This is a genomic window from Bradyrhizobium retamae (assembly GCF_001440415.1).
Classification (GTDB): Bacteria; Pseudomonadota; Alphaproteobacteria; order Rhizobiales; family Xanthobacteraceae; genus Bradyrhizobium; species Bradyrhizobium retamae.
In genome coordinates, this window is record NZ_LLYA01000170.1 from 190852 (window position 1) to 209636 (window position 18785).

General features: G+C 63.3%; 19 protein-coding genes. 7 read left to right on the forward strand and 12 right to left on the reverse strand.

Going from position 1 to position 18785, the window contains the following annotated elements; all coding sequences use genetic code 11:
• Positions 1-27: 27 nt before the first annotated feature.
• The 3 genes from CQ13_RS26280 to CQ13_RS26290 form a co-directional block, all read right to left on the reverse strand.
• Complete coding sequence (locus tag CQ13_RS26280) at positions 28-282, reverse strand: hypothetical protein (protein ID WP_057845718.1); 255 nt, start codon at positions 280-282, stop codon at positions 28-30.
• 296 nt (positions 283-578) lie between these two features.
• A complete protein-coding gene (locus tag CQ13_RS26285; RefSeq protein ID WP_057845854.1) occupies positions 579-1469 on the reverse strand; it encodes a DUF1259 domain-containing protein in 891 nt (296 codons plus the stop codon).
• Positions 1470-1772: 303 nt separating this feature from the next.
• Positions 1773-2504, reverse strand: coding sequence for a sulfite exporter TauE/SafE family protein (locus CQ13_RS26290; RefSeq protein WP_057845719.1), 732 nt, complete (start codon positions 2502-2504; stop codon positions 1773-1775).
• A 265-nt stretch (positions 2505-2769) separates the two neighbouring features.
• Between CQ13_RS26290 and CQ13_RS26295 the strand changes: the two genes are divergently transcribed.
• The gene (locus CQ13_RS26295) at positions 2770-3648 is read left to right on the forward strand and encodes a DMT family transporter (protein WP_057845720.1); all 879 of its coding nucleotides are present in this window, start codon (positions 2770-2772) and stop codon (positions 3646-3648) included.
• A gap of 2 nt (positions 3649-3650) precedes the next feature.
• On the opposite strand, the gene CQ13_RS26300 is transcribed toward CQ13_RS26295, so the two are convergent.
• The 4 genes from CQ13_RS26300 to CQ13_RS26315 are packed head-to-tail and all read right to left on the reverse strand — an operon-like array spanning position 3651 to position 6747.
• Positions 3651-4814 carry an MFS transporter gene (locus tag CQ13_RS26300; protein WP_057845721.1) on the reverse strand — a complete coding sequence of 388 codons (1164 nt, stop codon included), beginning with the start codon at positions 4812-4814 and terminating at the stop codon, positions 3651-3653.
• The gene (locus CQ13_RS26305; protein ID WP_057845722.1) at positions 4811-5002 is read right to left on the reverse strand and encodes a hypothetical protein; all 192 of its coding nucleotides are present in this window, start codon (positions 5000-5002) and stop codon (positions 4811-4813) included. The genes CQ13_RS26300 and CQ13_RS26305 overlap by 4 nt, the downstream gene beginning before the upstream one ends.
• 3 nt (positions 5003-5005) lie before the next feature.
• The gene (locus CQ13_RS26310; RefSeq protein WP_057845723.1) at positions 5006-6376 is read right to left on the reverse strand and encodes an NAD(P)-binding domain-containing protein; all 1371 of its coding nucleotides are present in this window, start codon (positions 6374-6376) and stop codon (positions 5006-5008) included.
• A 53-nt stretch (positions 6377-6429) separates the two neighbouring features.
• On the reverse strand, positions 6430-6747 hold the full coding sequence (locus CQ13_RS26315) for an ArsR/SmtB family transcription factor (protein ID WP_057845724.1): 318 nt from the start codon (positions 6745-6747) through the stop codon (positions 6430-6432).
• Positions 6748-6847: 100 nt separating this feature from the next.
• Between CQ13_RS26315 and CQ13_RS26320 the strand changes: the two genes are divergently transcribed.
• Positions 6848-7210 (forward strand): ArsR/SmtB family transcription factor, encoded by a 363-nt coding sequence (locus CQ13_RS26320; RefSeq protein WP_057845725.1) that lies wholly within the window; start codon positions 6848-6850, stop codon positions 7208-7210.
• Positions 7211-7280: 70 nt separating this feature from the next.
• A complete protein-coding gene (arsH, locus tag CQ13_RS26325; RefSeq protein WP_057845726.1) occupies positions 7281-8048 on the forward strand; it encodes an arsenical resistance protein ArsH in 768 nt (255 codons plus the stop codon).
• Between the two features lie 43 nt (positions 8049-8091).
• Here the strand turns inward: arsH and arsJ are convergent, their stop codons facing one another.
• Genes arsJ through CQ13_RS26340 form a run of 3 tightly spaced genes read right to left on the reverse strand, consistent with a single transcriptional unit; the run spans position 8092 to position 11237 of the window.
• The gene (gene arsJ / locus CQ13_RS26330; RefSeq protein WP_057845727.1) at positions 8092-9321 is read right to left on the reverse strand and encodes an organoarsenical effux MFS transporter ArsJ; all 1230 of its coding nucleotides are present in this window, start codon (positions 9319-9321) and stop codon (positions 8092-8094) included.
• Positions 9322-9324: 3 nt separating this feature from the next.
• A complete protein-coding gene (locus tag CQ13_RS26335) occupies positions 9325-10368 on the reverse strand; it encodes an ArsJ-associated glyceraldehyde-3-phosphate dehydrogenase (protein ID WP_057845728.1) in 1044 nt (347 codons plus the stop codon).
• A gap of 11 nt (positions 10369-10379) precedes the next feature.
• Complete coding sequence (locus tag CQ13_RS26340) at positions 10380-11237, reverse strand: arsenate reductase/protein-tyrosine-phosphatase family protein (RefSeq protein WP_057845729.1); 858 nt, start codon at positions 11235-11237, stop codon at positions 10380-10382.
• Positions 11238-11485: 248 nt separating this feature from the next.
• On the opposite strand from CQ13_RS26340, the gene arsB reads away from it, so the two are divergent.
• The 3 genes from arsB (at position 11486) to CQ13_RS26355 (ending at position 15279) form a co-directional block, all read left to right on the forward strand.
• Positions 11486-12541, forward strand: coding sequence for an ACR3 family arsenite efflux transporter (arsB, locus tag CQ13_RS26345; protein WP_057845730.1), 1056 nt, complete (start codon positions 11486-11488; stop codon positions 12539-12541).
• 174 nt (positions 12542-12715) lie between these two features.
• Positions 12716-13975, forward strand: coding sequence for an adenylate/guanylate cyclase domain-containing protein (locus tag CQ13_RS26350; protein ID WP_057845731.1), 1260 nt, complete (start codon positions 12716-12718; stop codon positions 13973-13975).
• 80 nt (positions 13976-14055) lie between these two features.
• Positions 14056-15279, forward strand: coding sequence for an FAD-binding domain (locus CQ13_RS26355; protein ID WP_057845732.1), 1224 nt, complete (start codon positions 14056-14058; stop codon positions 15277-15279).
• Positions 15280-15286: 7 nt separating this feature from the next.
• Here CQ13_RS26355 and CQ13_RS26360 read toward each other — a convergent pair whose 3' ends face one another.
• Together CQ13_RS26360 and CQ13_RS26365 are read right to left on the reverse strand one after the other, a co-directional pair.
• Positions 15287-16501, reverse strand: a complete 1215-nt coding sequence (locus CQ13_RS26360; protein WP_057845733.1) for a multidrug effflux MFS transporter — start codon at positions 16499-16501, stop codon at positions 15287-15289.
• Positions 16502-16627: 126 nt separating this feature from the next.
• The gene (locus CQ13_RS26365; RefSeq protein ID WP_057845734.1) at positions 16628-17872 is read right to left on the reverse strand and encodes an MFS transporter; all 1245 of its coding nucleotides are present in this window, start codon (positions 17870-17872) and stop codon (positions 16628-16630) included.
• 469 nt (positions 17873-18341) lie between these two features.
• Between CQ13_RS26365 and CQ13_RS26370 the strand changes: the two genes are divergently transcribed.
• Positions 18342-18746: a hypothetical protein gene (locus tag CQ13_RS26370; RefSeq protein WP_156433915.1), complete on the forward strand. Its 405-nt coding sequence runs from the start codon at positions 18342-18344 to the stop codon at positions 18744-18746.
• Positions 18747-18785: the final 39 nt, after the last annotated feature.

An 18785-nucleotide genomic window follows, 5' to 3' on the forward strand; every position in this document is an offset into this window, starting at 1 on the left:
ACCGGCGCGTCAACGCGGTTCGCGGGACTACCAAGGCGATCGCCGCCCGTCGGGCAGGGGGTCCATCACGCGCCGCTCGTCTCGGACATGCGACCATTGCGCCAGCTTGATCTCCGGCGTGTGGGGCGTGTTGCTCCCTTCCGAGTCAAAGGCGAGTTGCTGGCTTGCCTGCACCTGATATTTGGCGGCCTGGGCCAACCAATACCACTTCTTGTCCGGTTCTCTCAGCGCGCGTTGACGGCACTCGGCCTCCAATTCACGTAAGCGGATCGCTTCCTTCATAGCCAATCTCAGAGCTTGTGCGCTCCAACCTGCCGGAGCCTCGAAACTACGGGAAACCGGGGTTCCGGTTAGCTTCTCATGACAAAAAGTTCTTGACGGTAAGCTATGCCGGTTCGACGCAATTGATTGAAATTTAGGGATGGATTGACGCGATAATTCGCGGATCTGGTCGGGGTGCACTTCTAATTGGTGGCCAGATTGGTCACGAATGCCGCCTGCCGGCGCCGACCGCGGCGCCGCCGTTGTTTCCGTTCCGCCGCATCAAGCCGCCAAAGGAAGCTTGACGTCCCGCGCGGTCAGTGCTGCGCGACGGCCGTCTTGTCGAGCGCGGCGCGGATATTGCGTGCCAGCTTCAGGGCGTCGTCGTTGGCCCAGAAATGAACGAAGAACATCCGCGGCTCTTCTGCGAGCATGTGGCTATGGATCGCGGTGACCTCGATATCGCCGGCACGCAGCGCCCGGATCAGCGGATTGACCTCGTTGCCGGTTACGAGGAAGTCGCCTGTTATGGCGGCCTTGCCGCCACCGGTCGGCTGAAAGTTGATGGCGTTGGCGCCGCCGAGCGGCGTGTTGACCTGCATTCCGCCTTCCTTGGCCGGATCACGCCTCGGAATACCATACTGGTAGACACCGCCAGTCGCCGTGCCTTTGGCGCCCATCGCCTCGTCGAGCTTTGCTGTGTCGAGATCAACCGCAGGCGCAGCGGTGGAGGTGGTGGCCGGTGGATCGAACGGCGTCTTGCTTGCCGATGAAAGCGCTGCACGGATCGCGGTTGCCATTTTCTCGGGATCGCCGTGCCCGGCCACATGCATATAGAAGGTCGCAGGAGAGGCGCGGAGAATGTGATTGTGGATGGCGGTAATATCCAATCCGCTGTCCAGCAGCTTCGTCATGACAGGGGTAATCTCGGTCTCGAGCAACACCAGATCGCCCATCAGCATGGCCTCTCCGTGCATGGGAGCGAAGGCGACCCAGCCTCCGAGCGCCAATGCTGGCTTGATCGCGACGCCGTCCAGCGTAACGTGCAGATCTGATCGCGGCAGTCCGTAACGATGCACTTCACCGCTTACCGTGGCGGTCTTGCCGAGGGCGGCATCCACCTTCTTCCAGTCGATAGCATCGGCGCGGGCGGCCTCCGACAGCAGCAATGCAGCACCGAGCGCGATTAATGTGAGCCGATGTTTCATGGCGTTCTCCTCCTTGCGCGAGTCCCAAAGATCGACCGGATAGCGCGCGGCATCCCGCAAAGGCGTAATGCAGCGCGGCCGAGTGTCGGGGTATGGATGAGAGAATTTTGGGCATACGTATGCGCCTCCGGAAAACCGGGACGCGATACTTGGGCATGTCGCCTCGTGGGGGGATCGCAAAGCCCCCATGGCCGCATTCAGCCACACTGATGCGGAGTGTCAACGCGGTCACACGCTGACATCAGCAGACTCACGCTCAATTGACCGGACGCGATCGAGACTTTTTTTCGCTCCCCGCTGCTATCAGATGACCAGCACCGCACCCGAGACCAGCAGCAATACCAGCACCACCTTCCGGAACGCCGCCTCATCCAGCCGGCCGTACAGCTTGAGCCCGGCCCAGGTGCCGGCGAACAAGGCTGGCAGACCAATCAGAAACAGTTTGATCGTGTCAGGCGTGATCGCGCCCCTGGCTCCGATCCACAGGGCGCTCATGGCGAAGATCGCAACGGCCACCGGCTGGAACACCGTGCGCTGCACGTCCTTGGGCCAGCCGCGCAGGCCGCACCAGATCGTCACCAAAATTCCGGCTAGCCCGGCGATGCCGCCGAGCACGCCGTTGAGGAAACCGACGGCGGCGTCGGCCGCGGCGCCGCCCGCTTTCACCGCAGGGATGGCCGGTCGCAGCAGCGCGTAGAGGCTGTAGAGCACGAGGAACGCGCCGACGCCCGCGCGCACATGGGCAGGGTTCGCCCAGGTCAGAATGCCGACGCCGATGGGAACGCCGAGTGCGGCGCCGGCCACGAACGGCCACAGCGTTCGCCAGTTGAGCGCGCCGCGCAGCTTCCACACCGAATAGCCCTGCACGACCAGCCCGAACGCGATGATCAGCGTCGCCGTTTGCAGAGGAGTGAGGATGTAGAGCCAGATCGCGGAGACGACGAGGCCGAAGGCGAAGCCGGAGAGACCTGCGACCAGCGCGCCGACGAAGGTCGCGAGAAGAAACAGCGGCAGTTCGAGCGTCGTTCCATCCATATGCCCGCTCCATACAAAAGCGAGCAGCGCTTGAATGGGATCGCCATTTGACGGGGAGGCTGCGATTTCCCCGCAAGCAGGCTAAGCCCGTCGTGGCATCGCGCGCAAGACGAGAGATCGACATGGGCTACTGACAGTTGCCGCCATTTGCGTGCCGTTCGCGCGGCGCAAGACAAAAAGGTTCATCGCAGCGCCATCGAGCCTCGCGTGCGCGATTTCCCGCACCATATGGTCGCGGGAGCGACGCGGGCGACAGGGGGCGGCATTGGGTGAATGGATCGGGGTCGCAATCGCGCTGGTCTCGAGCAGCCTCGGCGGCAGTGCCGCGGCGATCACGCGGTATCTCGCCGGTAACACAGATCCGATCACGCTTGCGATCCTGCGATGGGGAATCGGCTTCTGCTGCGTGCTGCCGGCGGCGCTGCTCATGAAGGCGCGATGGCCGAAGCGCGCGGACTGGCCCGCCGTCGCCGCCCTCGGCTTCTGCTTCTTCGGCGTGTTTTTCGTTCTCTACAATATTGCCATGACGTTCACGACCGCGGCGCGCGCCTCGCTCGCGCTGGCGACGTTGCCGCTGCACACCATGGTGGTCGGTGCTCTGCTCGGCATCGAGCCGCTGACGAAACGGAAGTCGATCGGGGTCGGCATCGCGGTGCTGGGTGTCGCCGCCGCACTCGCAACGGGATTGTCGGCCGCGCCGGCGGGCGCGTGGCGCGGCGAGATGATCATGACCGGCGCGGTGCTGTGCATGGCGTTCTACAATGTCTGGTCCCGGCCGTTCATCCAGCGGTCCAGCGCGCTCGGTTTCCTCACCGTGGGCATGGGCACCGGCGCGGCGGCGCTGATCCTGGTCGGATCGTTGACCGGCAGCGTCGCATCGCTCGGCCAGTTCGGAACGCCGCAATGGATCGCGGGGCTCTATCTCGGCGTCGCCGGCGGGGCCCTCGCCTTCATCCTGTGGGTGCTGGCGCTCGAGCGGGCGTCGCCGACGCGTGTGGCCAACACCATGACCGTCAACCCGGTTGCTGCCGGGCTGCTTGCCACCCAGCTCGTCGGCGAGCCGATCACGCTCAACCTCATTGTTGGACTGGTCGCCGTGTTTGCGGGCATATGGATCGCGACCTCGGAGATCAGGAAGCCGTAGGCTCACGTCTCAACTGGCAGCTTCGGCGATCCCTTGCGCAGCAGAAACAGCGCCAGCAGCGCCGAGATGCTGAGTGCCGACGATACGAGCAGCACCCGCGCCCCCATGACCTCGATCAATAGGCCGAACAGCAGCGGGGCCGCGGCCTGCGCCATCCGCGCCGGTGCGCCGATGATGCCGAGGCGATAGCCGTAATTCTCCGGGCCGAAGATCGCGAGCGGCAGCGTGCCGCGCGCAATCGTCAGAATGCCGTTGCCGGAGCCGTGGAACAGCGCGAACACGCTGGCCGCGCCGCCGCCGGCCAGGCCGAGGATGGCGGCGCCGATCGGGTGGGTGATGCAGGCAAGCCTGGTCGAGACCAGCGGGTGGTAGCGGCTGAGAAAGCCCGCCTCGAAGATCCGCGCGGCCACCTGCGCCGGGCCGATCAGCGCGCCGGCGAACACCGCCTGCGCGGTGGTCGCGCCGGCCGCTTCCATGATGCGCGGCAGATGCGCCGCCATCGCGCCGGTGACGGCCCATGCGGCTGCGAACACGAAGGCGAGCACGATCATGGTGCGATCGATCGGGACATGCGGCTTGACGGCTGCCGCCACCGCCGCCTTCGCGCCTTTCACGGCCGGCAGCATTAGGAGGTTGAGCGGCAGGCCGATCACAATGTGCGCGGCCGCCCAGGCAAAGCAGGTGTTGCGCCAGCCGATGGTCTCCAGCCCCCACGCAGAGAGCGGCCATCCCACGGTCGAGGCAAAGCCGGCGAGCAGCGTGATGCCGGTGATCGAACGGCGTGCGGCGTCGCCGTAGATGCGGCCGAGCGCGGCGAAGGCGGCGTCGTAGAGGCCGGCGCCCATGCCGACGCCGAGCAGCAGCCAGGCGATGACGAGCATGGGGATGGATGAAGTGAAGCCGAGCAGCGCCAGCCCGCCCGCCAGCACCAGATTGGATAGCGACAGCACGGAGCGGCCGCCGACCAGGTCGATCTGCCGTCCGACACGCGGGCCTATCAGGGCCGAAATCACCAGCGAGGCGGAGAAAGCGGTAAATATCCAGGTCGAGGATATACCGAGATCGCGCGCGATGGGGTCGGCGAGGATCGCCGGCAGATAGTAGCTCGAAGCCCAGGCCAGGGTCTGTGTCGTGCCGAGGGCGAGAATGATGGGAAGCTGGTTCACTGGACCGTTTCCCTTCTTGACCACAGCAGCGCCAGCGGCCCGAGCAGGATGCCCGCTGCCAGCACCGCGAACGCCGCCATCCAGGCCGATTCATTTTGCGGCCCGCCGGTCGCATCCAGCGCGACGCCGAGCTGTCCCACGCAGATCGCAACGATGACGGATCGGCCTTCCAGCGAAATTCTATTCACTCCTCATGCCGAGGACGCGCAACCACATCCCGATTTGCCTTGTTGCTTTGCTTTTTCATCCGCGACGCAACATGCGTCAACATCCGATATTGCGGGGCCGCCACAACAATTGCTGGCAGCAGGTGCAAGCGGGAGGCTGCAGACGCCGGTCTCGGGCAGCACCAGTTCGACCCGCTCTGCGGCAGCTCGGTCGCCGGCGATGTCGGCCGCTATCGAGCGCACCTGTTCGTACCCGGTGAGCATCAGGAAGGTCGGCGCGCGGCCGTAAGCTTTCATGCCGGCGAAATAGAAGCCCGGCTCGTCCTGCGCCAGTTCGCGGGCGCCGTGCGGACGCACCGTGCCGCAGCTATGCTCGTTCGGATCGATCAGTGGCGCCAGCGCGATCGGACATTCGATCGCAGGATCGAGCCGGATGCGCAACTCGCGCACGAAATCGAGATCGGGGCGGAAACCCGTCACGACGATCAGTTCATCGACCACGGCCTGCCGGGCGCTGCAGGCGGACAGGGCGCCGACGACGAGGCGCGGGCCGTCGGCTATGAGATGCGAAACGCGAAATTCGCTTTCGACCTTGATGCTGCCTGCCGTCACCAACGCGGCAAAGGCCGCGCCCAATTCACCGCGAGCCACCAGTTTGTCGTTCGCACCGCCGCCGAAAGCCTTGGCCGGATCGCTGCCGCGCAGCAGCCAGATCGGCCGGGTGCCCGGCGCCTGCTCCGCAAGCTTCGCCAGATCGATCAGCGTGCCGATCGCCGAATGCCCCGCGCCCAGCACCGCGACGGTCTTGCCGGCATAGCGCGCGCGTTTTTTGCCGAGGACGTCGGGCATCCCATAGGCGATCTTGTCGAAGGTATCAGCCTCGCCAATGGCGGAAAGGCCGTTGGCGCCTGCAGGGTTCGGCGAATGCCAGGTGCCGGAAGCGTCGATGATCGCATCAGCCTTGACGACTTTCGGACCTTGTCCGTTCTGGTAGCGAATTTCGAACGGCGCCTTTTCTCTGCCTTTCGACTTCATCTTGTCGAAGCCGGCCCGGCTGATCGCGGTGACGCGGCTCGAGGTGCGGATGTAGGGCTCGAGCACCGAGTGGGTCGCGAGCGGTTCGAGATAGCGCTCCACCATCTCCATGCCGGTCGGATACTGATCCGGTTCGGGAGAATTCCATCCCGTTGCCGCCAGCAGCCGCGCCGCCGCCTTGTCGACATTGTATTCCCAGGGCGAGAACAGTTGCACGTGGCCCCACTGCCGCACGGCGTAGCCGACCTTGTCGCCGGCTTCCAGCACGATCGGCTGCAGGCCGCGCTCCAGCACATGGGCGGCGGCGGCAAGGCCGACCGGCCCGGCTCCGATGATCGCTACTGTCTTGGCCTCGCTCATGATGTTCTCCCATATAACTAGAAATATCGAAATATCGGTCGAAAGAGCGGCAGCTAAGCCGCAGCCTTGGCATTCTTGGTTTCGGCGCTTTCGGTGCAGCATTCGGCAACCAGAAAACCCACCAGCTCCCGCATCACTTCGTAGTTGGCATGGCAGATCAACGTGGTCGCATCGCGCACCTGGGTGACGAGGCCGACCACCACCAGCGCCTTGATATGGTGGGAGAGGGTCGAGGGCGCGATTTTCAATTTCTCCTGCAGGCGGCCGACGGCAAGTCCGGCGCCGCCGGCGCGGATCAGGGCACGATAGATCTTGAGCCGGGTCGGATTCCCCAGCGCTTCGAGATGGGCGGCGGCGTCATCGAGTTTCATGGAAGCAGTATTTCAGGCTTCGGGGACCATGTCCACCATATTTCTGGAATTATCGAAATAACGTTGACAGCGCGCTCTATTTATCTATAGTTCTAGAAGTATGGAATCAGAGGATGCCATTGTTGCGCTTGCCGCACTCGCACAATCGACCCGTCTCGATGTGTTTCGCTTGCTCGTCAAATATGAGCCGGACGGGCTTGCGGCTGGCGACATCGCCAAGGCGATCGCGGTTCCGCAAAACACCATGTCCTCGCATTTGTCGGTGCTTTCGCGCGCCGGACTGATATCGGCGCGGCGGTTCAGCCGCTCGACTGTCTATCGCGCCGAGCTGAACCGCCTGCGTCGCGTCGTGCTGTTCATGCTCCAGGATTGTTGCGACGGGCGGCCGGAAATCTGCGCGCCGCTCATCGAAGACCTCATGCCCTGTTGCCAGCCAAGGCCGAAGGGGAGGGCCGATGTCTGATCTCATCTACAACGTTCTGTTCCCGTGCACCGCTTGTTCCTTTGAACCCCACATCAACGGCTGAACGCGTATGAGAGTTCGTACACTGTCCGATCCCGACTTCCTGCCCGCCCTCGACATGCGCCACGCACCGCAAAACCGGGCCAGCAGCCTTGCAGCCTGCCCCCGGCATCCGCCACGCATCCTGCTTCTCTACGGATCGCTGCGGGAGCACTCGTATTCGCGTCTGGTTGTCGAGGAAGCCGCTCGTCTCGTCCGCTTCTTTGGAGCTGAACCGCGCATTTTCGATCCATCAGACCTCCCGTTGCCGGATCAGTTCAAGGGCGACAATCATCCGGCGGTGCAGGAGCTGCGTGAGCTGTCGATGTGGTCGGAGGGGCAAATCTGGTGCAGCCCGGAGCGGCACGGCCAGATCACGGGTGTCATGAAGGCGCAGATCGATCACCTGCCGCTCAACATGGGTGGTAGGCGGCCAACCCAAGGCCGAACGCTGGCGGTCATGCAGGTTTGCGGCGGCTCGCAGTCCTTCAACGCCGTCAATACGCTACGGCTGCTGGGGCGCTGGCTGCGGATGTTCACCATTCCCAACCAGTCGAGCATTCCAAAGGCATTCCAGGAGTTTGACGAGGCGGGGCGGATGAGGTCATCGAGCTACTACGAACGGATCGTCGACGTCGTCGAAGAGCTCGTTCGCTTCACGGTCCTGCTCCGGCCCCACGTCGCGACCCTGACGGACCGCTACTCCGAGCGCAGAGCGGCCGCAGGTCCGCAACGAGACGCCGCGTCGGACCTTTCAGCGATTGCAACGGCCCATCAGCGGATGGGCTCCAGGGCGTGAAGGAACTGCAAGGAAGCCCGGGATGTTGATTATTGCTTGGGGGTCAGACCGAGGCAGGTCTTGTCGTCGATAGATCTGCGTTTTGCGGAAGCAGGAATGTAATCAGCGAGCAGAGCAGCAACATGACCGCGGAACCGATCAGGCAGCCCGTGATACCGGCGACCTGGTACAGCACGCCGGAAAGAGTGATGCCGAGAAGACGGCCGACCGCATTTGCGGCGTAGTAGAAGCCGACATCCTCCGCGGCCTTTTCCGATCCGGCGTAGGCCAGAATGAGGTACGAATGCAGTGACGAGTTCACGGCGAAGGGTAACCCAAATAGCGCCAATCCGACCACCAGGACGATATCCGGGCGTCCAACGCCGGTTGAGTTCATGATAATTGCCAGCGCAATCGGGACAGCCGCGAGAAGCGCGGCCCAGGTTCTTGCCGCCGGCACCTCGCGGCTCAGGCCGTCCGTGCTGCGGCTTACGAGCGAGGGTGCGATAGCCTGAACACCGCCATAGGCGATAGTCCAGGCCGCCAGGAATGCGCCGACCTGCAGGAATTTCCAGCCGTAGGCGTAGAGAAACACCGGCAGGCCGACGACGAACCAGACGTCTCTTGCCCCGAACATGAAGATGCGCGCGGCGGCCAGCAGATTCACGCCACGCGACTTGCCGAATAGCTCGCGGATAGTTTTTGACGATTTCGCCTTGCCAAGCTGCAACGGCAATAGCAGCAGCCCCGCGACAAAGACCATTCCGAGCAGGGCGGCCATCAACCACAGCGCATGGGTAAAGCCTGCAAGATCGAGCAGAAGACCACCGAGGAAGAAACCGATTCCCTTCATTGCGTTCTTCGAGCCCGTGAACCACGCGACCCACCGGAATAACTGCCCGCTGCCCTCCGCGGAGGTTGCCTTGATCGCCGATTTGGACGCGGTTTTGGTCAGGTCCTTGGCGACTCCGGCGATGCCTTGAGCGACGACGACCCATGCGACCGATAGGGCGGCGCCCCAGCCGGGATTGAGCGCCGAGAGCATCAGCAATCCTGCGATCTGCAGCATCTGGCCGACCGCGAGCATGCGGGGAATGCCGAAACGCGACGCGAAGTAGCCGCCCGCGAGGTTGGCGGCGATGCCAGCCGCCTCATAGAGGAGAAATAGGAAAGCGAGCGTGAAGGGCGTATATCCCAGCCGGAAAAAGTGAAACAGGACCAGCATGCGCAACGCGCCGTCCACCAGCGTGAAGCCCCAGTAGGATGCCGTGACGATGAGGTAGTTTCGGATCATGGTCTATACGCCCGCTTGTCGGACGATATTGGCGAGGTCAACCATCCGGCAGGCGTATCCGACCTCGTTGTCGTACCAAGCATACACCTTCAGCAGCGTCTCGTCCGTCACCATTGTGCTCAAGGCATCGACGATCGAGCTGCGGGGGTCGTTGTTGTAATCGGCCGAAACCAGGGCGCGGGTCTCCAGTCCCAAGATACCGGCCAGCACGCTTTCAGAGGCTGACTTGAAAAGCTGGTTAACCTCCTCAACAGTAGTCGAACGTTGCAGCTCGAATACACAATCGGTGAGACTGGCGTTCAACACGGGTACGCGTACGGCGTGGCCATTCAACTTGCCCTTGAGTTCTGGATAGATCAGCGAAATGGCGGTGGCGCTTCCGGTGGTGGTCGGTTGCATCGACAGCATTGCCGATCGTGCGCGCCGCAAATCCTTGTGCGGAGCATCGACGACGACGTTGGTGTTGGTCGGATCGTGAATCGTCGTAATCTGTCCGTGGCGGATGCCGATTGATTCATGGATCACCTTGACGACGGGCGCTAGGCAGTTCGTCGTGCATGACGCCGCCGTCAACAGCCGGTGCCGGGCAGGGTCGTAGAGCTGATCGTTGACACCGACGACGATATTGAGCGCCGCTTCGTCCTTGACGGGGGCGGCGACGATCACGCGTTTGACGCCGCGGTCGAAGTAGCCCTGCAGCTGGTCCGGCTTCAGGAATTTTCCGGTGCATTCGAGCACCACGTCGCAACCGAGATCGCCCCACGGGATATCGCCCGGATGTGCCAGTTCGCTGAAGCCGATGCGTTGCTTGCTGATTGCAATCGTCTTGTCGGCCTCAACTTCGATCCGCTCGTGCCAGCGTCCGTGAATGCTGTCGAATTCGAGCAGGTGGGCGGTCGCCGCCACGCCACCTTTTAATTCGTTGATATGGACGACCTCCAGACGGTTGTTGGCGCGCGGATCGCTCTCGGGACGCCGTATGCCACTTAGCGCCGCACGCAGGGCAAGCCTACCGATGCGGCCCATGCCATTGATTCCAACTCTCATAAGAAATTTCCTTAAGGGGATACGCGAGTCGTATCGCCGATTTCGTCCAGACGCGCCTTGATCGCCATGCGGTCCAGCGAATCGAACGGCAGGCTTGTGAAGATTTCGATGCGGCGCCGGATCATGGCGTAGAGTTCATTTAGAAGCGTGGTGCGCTCGGCCGGCGACCCCGTGAACTGCGCCGGGTCGGGAAGGGGCCAGGCGCCGGTGACGAACTGGGCGCCGAGGTCCGGACAAAACTGGCCATTGGGCGCGTCGCAGAGCGCGATGACGAAGTCCATGCGGGGAGCGAGTGGACCTCGAAACTCATCCCACGACTTTGGATGCAGGCGGGACACGTCGTGCCCGAGGGCTTTCAGCCGGTCGATGACTTCGGGAACGGGTTCTCGGGCCGGTTCCGATCCGGCGGAATAAGCCCGGAAGCGGCCACGGCCGATCTTCTCGAGCACGGCTTCGGCGATGATTGAGCGAGCCGAATTTTGAGTGCACAGAAAGAGGACGTTGAACGCGGGCGTCATGAACTTCCCCGTTGCTTCGGATGGGAGATCGAAGGCATCGCCACAGAGTTCGGGGCGACCGTTGCAGCAGTCCCTGGAGAGAAATTCGAGCAAGCCTCTAAATCCGTCCACATCGGCCCGATAGTTCATCGAGCGGCCATCTTTCTCGACGGAGATCAAACCGGCTCGGCTTAGAATTGCGAGGTGCGTCGACATCGTGTTGTGCGGCACTTCGCAGAGCCGTGCGATCTCACCGGCGGGCAGGCTTTGCGGGTGGACGGCGAGCAGGTGGCGTACCGCGGCAAGGCGGGTTGCCTGCGCGAGCGATCCAAAACCCTCTATGGCGCTGGCTTCGCGACCATTTGCTTCCATTGACTTTCTCGCGGCCTCGCTATCGTGTCCATAGTTATCGACGAATTAGATGACAGTTCGATGACGTTAAGCGGTAGAACGCGGCGATTTGCACGTTACCGGCGCAATTTTCGTTTCAATGTGTCGAGAAATCTAGACATATTTCTTGCGAACGGGCTGAGCCTGCAATATCGGAGGTCATCGCACGGTCACGGCCGCGCGCGATAGCAGGAGAGCGCCTCTCCAAGTCACGCCCGGATGTCTCCACCATGAACCTGTTCGAACGTTATCTCTCGCTGTGGGTGGCGCTGTGCATTGCCGCCGGTGTCGCACTCGGACATCTGCTGCCTGGAATGTTCGCGACCATCTCGAGTGCCGAGATCGCGCGCGTGAACCTGCCGGTGGCGGCGCTGGTCTGGCTGATGATCATCCCGATGCTACTGAAGATCGATTTCGGTGCGCTCGGCCAGGTACGGGAACACTGGCGCGGCGTCGGCGTCACGCTGTTCATCAACTGGGCGGTCAAGCCATTCTCGATGGCACTGCTGGGTTCGCTGTTCATCGGGCATCTGTTTGCGGCATGGCTGCCCGCGGCACAAATTCCGTCCTACATCGCCGGTCTCATTTTGCTGGCGGCTGCGCCATGTACCGCGATGGTGTTCGTGTGGTCGAACCTGTGCGAGGGGGAGCCGCACTACACGTTGAGCCAGGTTGCGCTCAACGACGTCATTATGGTGTTTGCGTTTGCGCCGCTGGTCGGCCTGTTGCTCGGCGTGGCTTCGATCATCGTGCCTTGGGCTACGCTCCTGATTTCGGTGCTGCTGTATATCGTGGTGCCGGTCGTCGTGGCGCAGCTTGGGCGCCGTGCGCTGTTAAGAACGGGACCTGCGGCGTTGCAGCGGACGCTGCATATGCTGCAACCGGTGTCTCTGGTGGCGCTGCTGACGACGCTGGTCATGCTGTTCGGCTTTCAGGGGGAACAGATTATCGCGCAGCCGCTGGTGATCGTGTTGCTCGCCGTGCCGATCCTGATCCAGGTCTATTTCAACGCCGGGCTGGCCTATTGGCTGAGCAGGCGCTTCGGCGTGGCCTGGTGCGTCGCTGCGCCGGCGGCGCTGATCGGCGCCAGCAATTTCTTCGAACTCGCCGTCGCCGCCGCCATCAGCCTGTTCGGCCTGAATTCCGGAGCCGCGTTGGCCACGGTCGTCGGTGTGCTGGTGGAAGTCCCCGTCATGCTTTCGGTGGTCTATCTGGTGAAAGCTTCGCGCGGCTGGTACGAGGCTGGTGGCGCAACCGTCGCCGCCAGTAATGACGCGCCGACGTGAGCATCACACTGCGGCCCTGCACGACGCGACTGATGTCCAGACCTGAATATCCTGTCACAGTCCGACTCGAACAGTTTCGTGACATTTGCAAGCCTGCGCTCTGACCTGTTCGAGGTCTGACCAGCGCGGGGCGCGAGCCTTTCACTCGCCCCGATTGCACGGCATAATAGCCCCATGGACCTCACCCCCCGTCTGCGCCTGATGAACTGGCTGGTCGGCCAGGGCCTCACCGGCCTGCCTCAAAACGACCTGATCCGCGGCTTCTGCGAACGCTGCTGTGCCGAGGGGCTTGGCCTGTCGCGCGGCATGGTCTTCATCGACACGCTGCACCCGATTTTCGAGGGCCGTGGCTTTCGCTGGAACGACGCCGAGACCAACGAAAGCGACGCGTTCGAATATGGCTCGACCAACGAGGGCGAAGCCGCGGAGGCATGGCGCAGTTCGATCTTCTACTACATGCTCCAAAACGGCCATGAAGAGCTGCCGCTCGACCTCGGCAATCGCACCTCCCACAACTTCAAATTCATGGGCGAGCTCGCCGAGAAAGGTCACAAGCATCTGGTCGCCTATGTGCACCAGTTCGGCGAGGCCGGCACCATGGGGCAGATGGACTGCGTCTATTCCTATTGGGTGACACGACGCGACGAGGGGTTTGGCGTGCAGGGACTCGCGGCCCTCCGCGATCTCGTGCCGGTGCTGGGGCTGGCGATCAAATCCGCGGCGCAGGCTGACATCACCAAGACGCTGGGCCGGGTCTATCTCGGTCGCGACACCGCCGAGCAGGTGCTGCGCGGCCGCATCACGCGCGGCGTCACCGAGCGGATCAACACGGTGCTGTGGTTCTCCGACCTGCGCGGCTCGACGGCGATCAGCGAGAGCATCGATCCCGGCGAGATCATCCCGTTTCTCAACGATTACGCGCAGGCCTCGATCGACGCCATTCACGATGCCGGCGGCGAGGTGCTCAAGCTGATCGGCGACGGCGTGCTGGCGATGTTCACACATGAGAACATGGCAAAGGCAAACCGCGCCGCGCTGCGCGCCGAACATCGTTTCCGCCGTAACATGAGGACGCTCAACGCCCGACGCACGGCCGAGAACCGGCCGGTCACATCAGCCCATGTCGGCCTGCATGTCGGCGAGGTCTTTTACGGCAATATCGGCAGCGACGACCGGCTCGATTTCACGGTGGTGGGGCCCGCCGTCAACGAGGTGAGCCGCATCGCCTCGATGTGCCGCTCGGTCGACCGCGAATTGCTGATGTCCTCGGCGTTCTGCTCGGGTCTCGATGCCGCGGGGCGAAACTACCTGGTCTCCACCGGCCGCTACGCACTGCGCGGCATCGGCCGCGCGCAGGATCTTTATACGCTCGATCCGGATATTGCGGCGGACGAGGTGGTGACCGGGAAGTACGAGCGATATCTAGCCTCCTGAGACGGCCCGCAAACCAAAGCGTGAATGGCAAATGCCATCCAGCTCCTTGAACAATGCCCCGCGCTTCACAAATCCCGGAGATGAAGACGGTATTGATCTTGGGTGCTGGAATCGCCGGACCGACGCTAGCGTTTTGGCTGCGAGCGGCCGGGTTACAGCCCACGCTGATCGAGCGCGCACCGGAGCTACGCAGTGGCGGCTATGTCATCGACTTCTGGGGGCATGGGTACGACATTGCCGAGCGCATGGGGTTGATAACGGAGATCAACCGCGCCGGCTACCACGTGCAGGAGCTGCGGATTGTCGACGACAGGGGGCAGCGCGTAACCGGATTTGGAACCAAGGTGTTTTCCGAGTTGACGGACGATCGTTACGTGACGATTCGGCGCAGCGACCTCTCGCGACTGCTGTTCGAGAAGATCAGGGGGACCACGGAAGTCATTTTCGACAGCGAGATTGTCAAACTCGAGCAGCAGCCAGACGGCGTGCAGGTGCGATTGAAGCATGCGGGCGAACGACGGTTCGATCTGGTGATCGGCGCCGATGGCCTGCATTCGGGCGTTCGCGGGCTGGCATTCGGGCCGCAGCATCAGTTCGAGAAACATCTCGGCTATGTCGTCGCGGCGTTCGAGGTCCGCGGCTATCGTCCCCGCGACGACGACGTCTATCTGATGTACGGAAGGCCCGGGCGCATGCTGGGCCGCTTCACATTGCACGATGATCGAACGCTGTTCCTTTTCGTTTTCGCCGCGAAAGGCGGTTCACTGCCGAGCACGCTGGACCTGCAGAAGGCCATGCTGCGCAAGACCTATGGCGAGGGGAAGTGGGAATGTCCGCAGGTTCTGCAGCGGCTCGAGGAAACGGACGAGCTCTATTTCGATCGCGTTAGCCAAATCCGGATGGAGAGTTGGTCGCGAGGTCGCGTTGCGCTCGCCGGCGACGCCGCGTTTTGCGTGTCGCTGTTGGCCGGACAGGGCTCGGCGCTTGCCATGATTTCAGCCTACGTGCTGGCCGGCGAACTGGCCAGCGCCGACGGACGTCACGAAGAAGCCTTCAGCAACTACGAAACGCGGTTGCGGAATTACATCCACGGCAAGCAGCAGGGTGCCGAGCGCTTCGCTTCGGCTTTTGCACCAAGAACCGCGGCCGGCCTCTGGTTTCGCAATCAGGTGATAAGGGCGTTTACCATCCCCGGCGTGGCCCGGCTCATGACCGGCAGGGATATCGTCGACACCCTGCAACTTCCCGATTACCGGTGGCCGCTGTTGCAGGAGCTTCCGTCGGGCGCGCGGTCGTTGGCGTGAAATCGCGTCACGGCCCGGTCGCCCGGGTCGAGTAAAGCGCCACGGCCACTAACGAGAACACCATCAGCACCACGCCGAGCGCGAACAGCGCCTCATGCGAAATCGTCGCCGCGAGCCAGACGCCGATTGCGGCCGTCATCATCTGCGAGAAGCCGATGAGCGCTGATGCCGCGCCCGCTTTGTCGCCGAACGGGGACAGCGCCTGCGCCGTGCCTAACGGGCTGACGATGCCCATGCCGAGCAGGAACACGCTCATGGCCGCAAGAAACGGCAGGAAGGAGGGGGCGTATAGCGAGACCAGCAGCATCGCGAGGCTGCCGGCTGCGGCGGCGAACAGTCCGCCCCGGATCGAACGATCGAGCCCATAGCGTGGCGCCAGCCGGGTCGCGAGCATACCGGCGGCGAACACGATCAGCACCGTACCCGCAAATAACAGGCCGAGTTGAATCGGCGTAAAATGCATCGCTTCGATCAGCACGCGGGGCGCCGCCGAGAAAATCGAAAACAGCGCGCCCAGAGTCAGGCTGACGGTTGCCGCCGGCACCACGAAGCGGCGGTCGCGGAGCAGGGCGAGGTAGGTTTTGGCGATCGCCTGCAGATCGAGCGGGGTGCGTGTTGCGAGGTGGGTCTCGCCAAACACCATGCCGTAGGCGAGGGCGCCGAGCCCGGCGAAAGCCGCGAGGAATGCGAATTCGGAGCGCCAGCCGAAAGCGTGGTCGAGCGCACCGCCGAGCAGCGGCGAAAAGCCCGGCGCTGCCGACATTGCGATCATGATCAGCGCCATCGCGCGGCCCAGGGCTGGACCGGAAAACAGGTCGCGGGCAATGGCGCGGGACAGCACCGAGGTGGCGCAGGCGCCGGCCGCCTGGATGACACGGCCAATCAGCAGGCTTGGCAAATCATTGGCGAAGCCGCACCAGACGCTGCCGACGAAGAAGATTGCAAATCCGACCAAGACTGGCCAACGGCGGCCATAGCGGTCCGAGATCGGCCCGACCACGAGCTGGCCGATCGCGAACACCGCGAGGAAGACCGTGATCGCTGCGGTGACCGCCGCGCTCGTGACGTTGAGCGACGCCGCCATCTGCGGCAGCGACGGTAGCAGGATGTTGGTGGCGAGTGTTCCCGTGGCGGCGAGGCCTGCCAGGACAGCAATCTGCAGGACAGTGGAAGAAGCTTCCGAACGAGGGCCGGTGTCGATTGCTGCAGTCTGGTCGGCCATGAGGGTTCTCGCTTCTGTATGATATTACGTATATCATATAAAGCGGGATGGGAAAGCACCAATAGGCTCCGGGCAATTGGAAAGAAACGCTGGCAAAAACCGTCGTTGACGGTTTCGGCAAGCCGGTTAGCACCCCGCCGGCTCGCCCACCATGTCCGGCTGCCGTGCCAGCGAGACCACCGGCGACAGCAGGATCACCAGCGCTTGCGCAGCGAAGATCGCGGCTGCCAGATAGAGGCAGGCTTCCGCGCCATAAAGCCCGCCGACGATGGCCCCGAGCGCCGAGCCGAGCGGACGGGCGCCGTAACTCATGATGTTGATGGCCGAGACGCGCCCGAGCAGCGAGGGCGGCGTCACCGATTGCCGCAGCGTCGTGGTCGAGATCACCCAGAGAATGGGACCTGCGCCGAGCAGGAAGAAGCTCAGGCCTGCCAGTAGCGGCGTCGGTGCGATCGTGGTCAGCGCCATGATGGCGGCGGCGACGAATCCCGTCACCGGGCCGAGCCCGATCACCGTGCCGAAGGCCAGCCGCTGCATCACCCGTGTGGCCGCGAGCGCGCCGGCCACCATGCCGACGCCGTACATGCCAAGCGTTACGCCGACGCCGGTGGCCGATAGGCCGAGATGACGAACGGCGTAAGGCACGAACACGGCCAGCAGCAGGAACGACGCCGTGTTGAAGATGAACTGCGTGATGAACACGGGCCGCAGCAGCGCGTGATGCAACACGAACGCGGCGCCTTCCCTGATCTCCTGCAAGGGATGGCGGCGCGGGGCAGGGACGCGTGCCGGTTCATAGATGCCCGACAGCAACACGACGGCCACCACCGACAATGCGGCGGCAAAGCCGAAGGCAGGCGCTGCCCCGACCCATCCGACCAGCACGCCGCCGAGCGCGGGGCCGCTCGCAAACGCCACCGTGCGCGCCAGTTCGATGCGCGCGTTCGCGGCGGGCAATTGCTCCGAATTGACCAGCGATGGCACCAAAGCGGGCGCGGCGACGCTGTAGGCCACGGTGCCGCAGACAGCGATGAAGCCGAGCAGCGAGAGCAGCGGCAGCGTGATTGCGCCAAGCCAGATCAGCAGCAGCGTCGCGGCAAGCGCGGCCGCCCGCAGCGCTTCGGAGGCCGCCATCACCCAGCGCCGCGAGATGCGGTCGGCAAGGAGACCGGCGGGAATCGCAAACAGGATGAAGGGCAGCGTCAGCGCGGTCTGCAATAGCCCGGTCTGGCCTTCGCCCGTGCCAAGCAGCAGCACCGCGACGATGGGCGCTGCGGCCAGCGCAATCTGCTCGGCCAATTGCGCGGCGAGGTTCGACCAGGCCAGACGGTTGAAGGTCGCGGGCAGGCGCGGCGTGTCGGCGGCGGACATGGCAGTATTCCTTGGCAGAATCTATCTGGCCCATTGTCTGGCCTATGGACGATCCAACCCACCCGTTTCCCGACAAGCTTCTCTGCAAACAAAAACCTCCACACGCGCCGGAAGCACACGGTCCCCCGCGACAGAAATCGCCGCGCGCGGAGCTCCGCAAGGCGTTGGGCTGGTGTCGTCCGGTGTCGCAAGCGGGAGGGCGCTGGCGACACCGACTACCGTTGCGCCTGGTGGCGCTCCGTACCCCTCATGGTCGAGGGGAAAAGTAAAAGTCAGCAAAGCTCAGGCTCTCACGAACGGCGAGAACGCATCTGCATATCCAGATCGAGCGGCGGGCGAATTGACAATTTGGGCCATTTGATTCAGTGGCAGGTGGCGCAACTTCCTTGTGAGCTGCCTGTTGATTCAGTGAGCACGTCCGTGAGGTGGGTGGGGTCGTTCATTGGAATCAACAGGAGTAGATTGAAAAATGCAGGGTTTCCCCTCACGGGCAGCGGCAGCTATCGCATTAGCCTTTGCTTTGCTCGCCGCATTGAGTGTGGCCAAATTCGACAAGGTCGCGTTGGCATTGACCTCTCGCGATGCCGCCACCGTCGTTGACCTTATCGAGAAGCTGAAGACCGAGTTTGGCAATTTCGCGTACGACGATGACGAAGCCGACGAGTGGTTCGAGAAGGATGCTGCGAGCCAAAAGTTGATTACCAAATCGGGATTCAATCAGAAGAACTGGAAAACCGCAGTAGACGAAACGATGAAGGGGTTCTTTGCGACGATCCCCGAGGCGGAGATCAAGACGGTTCTCGATGGCGCGCCCCAGCGCACCGAAAGCGCGACGGGTCTAAAGGCCGAGCAAAAAAGGCGTTGCTTGAACTGATCGAGGAGCAACGCAAGGAGATCTTGGCGCTGCGGGAAG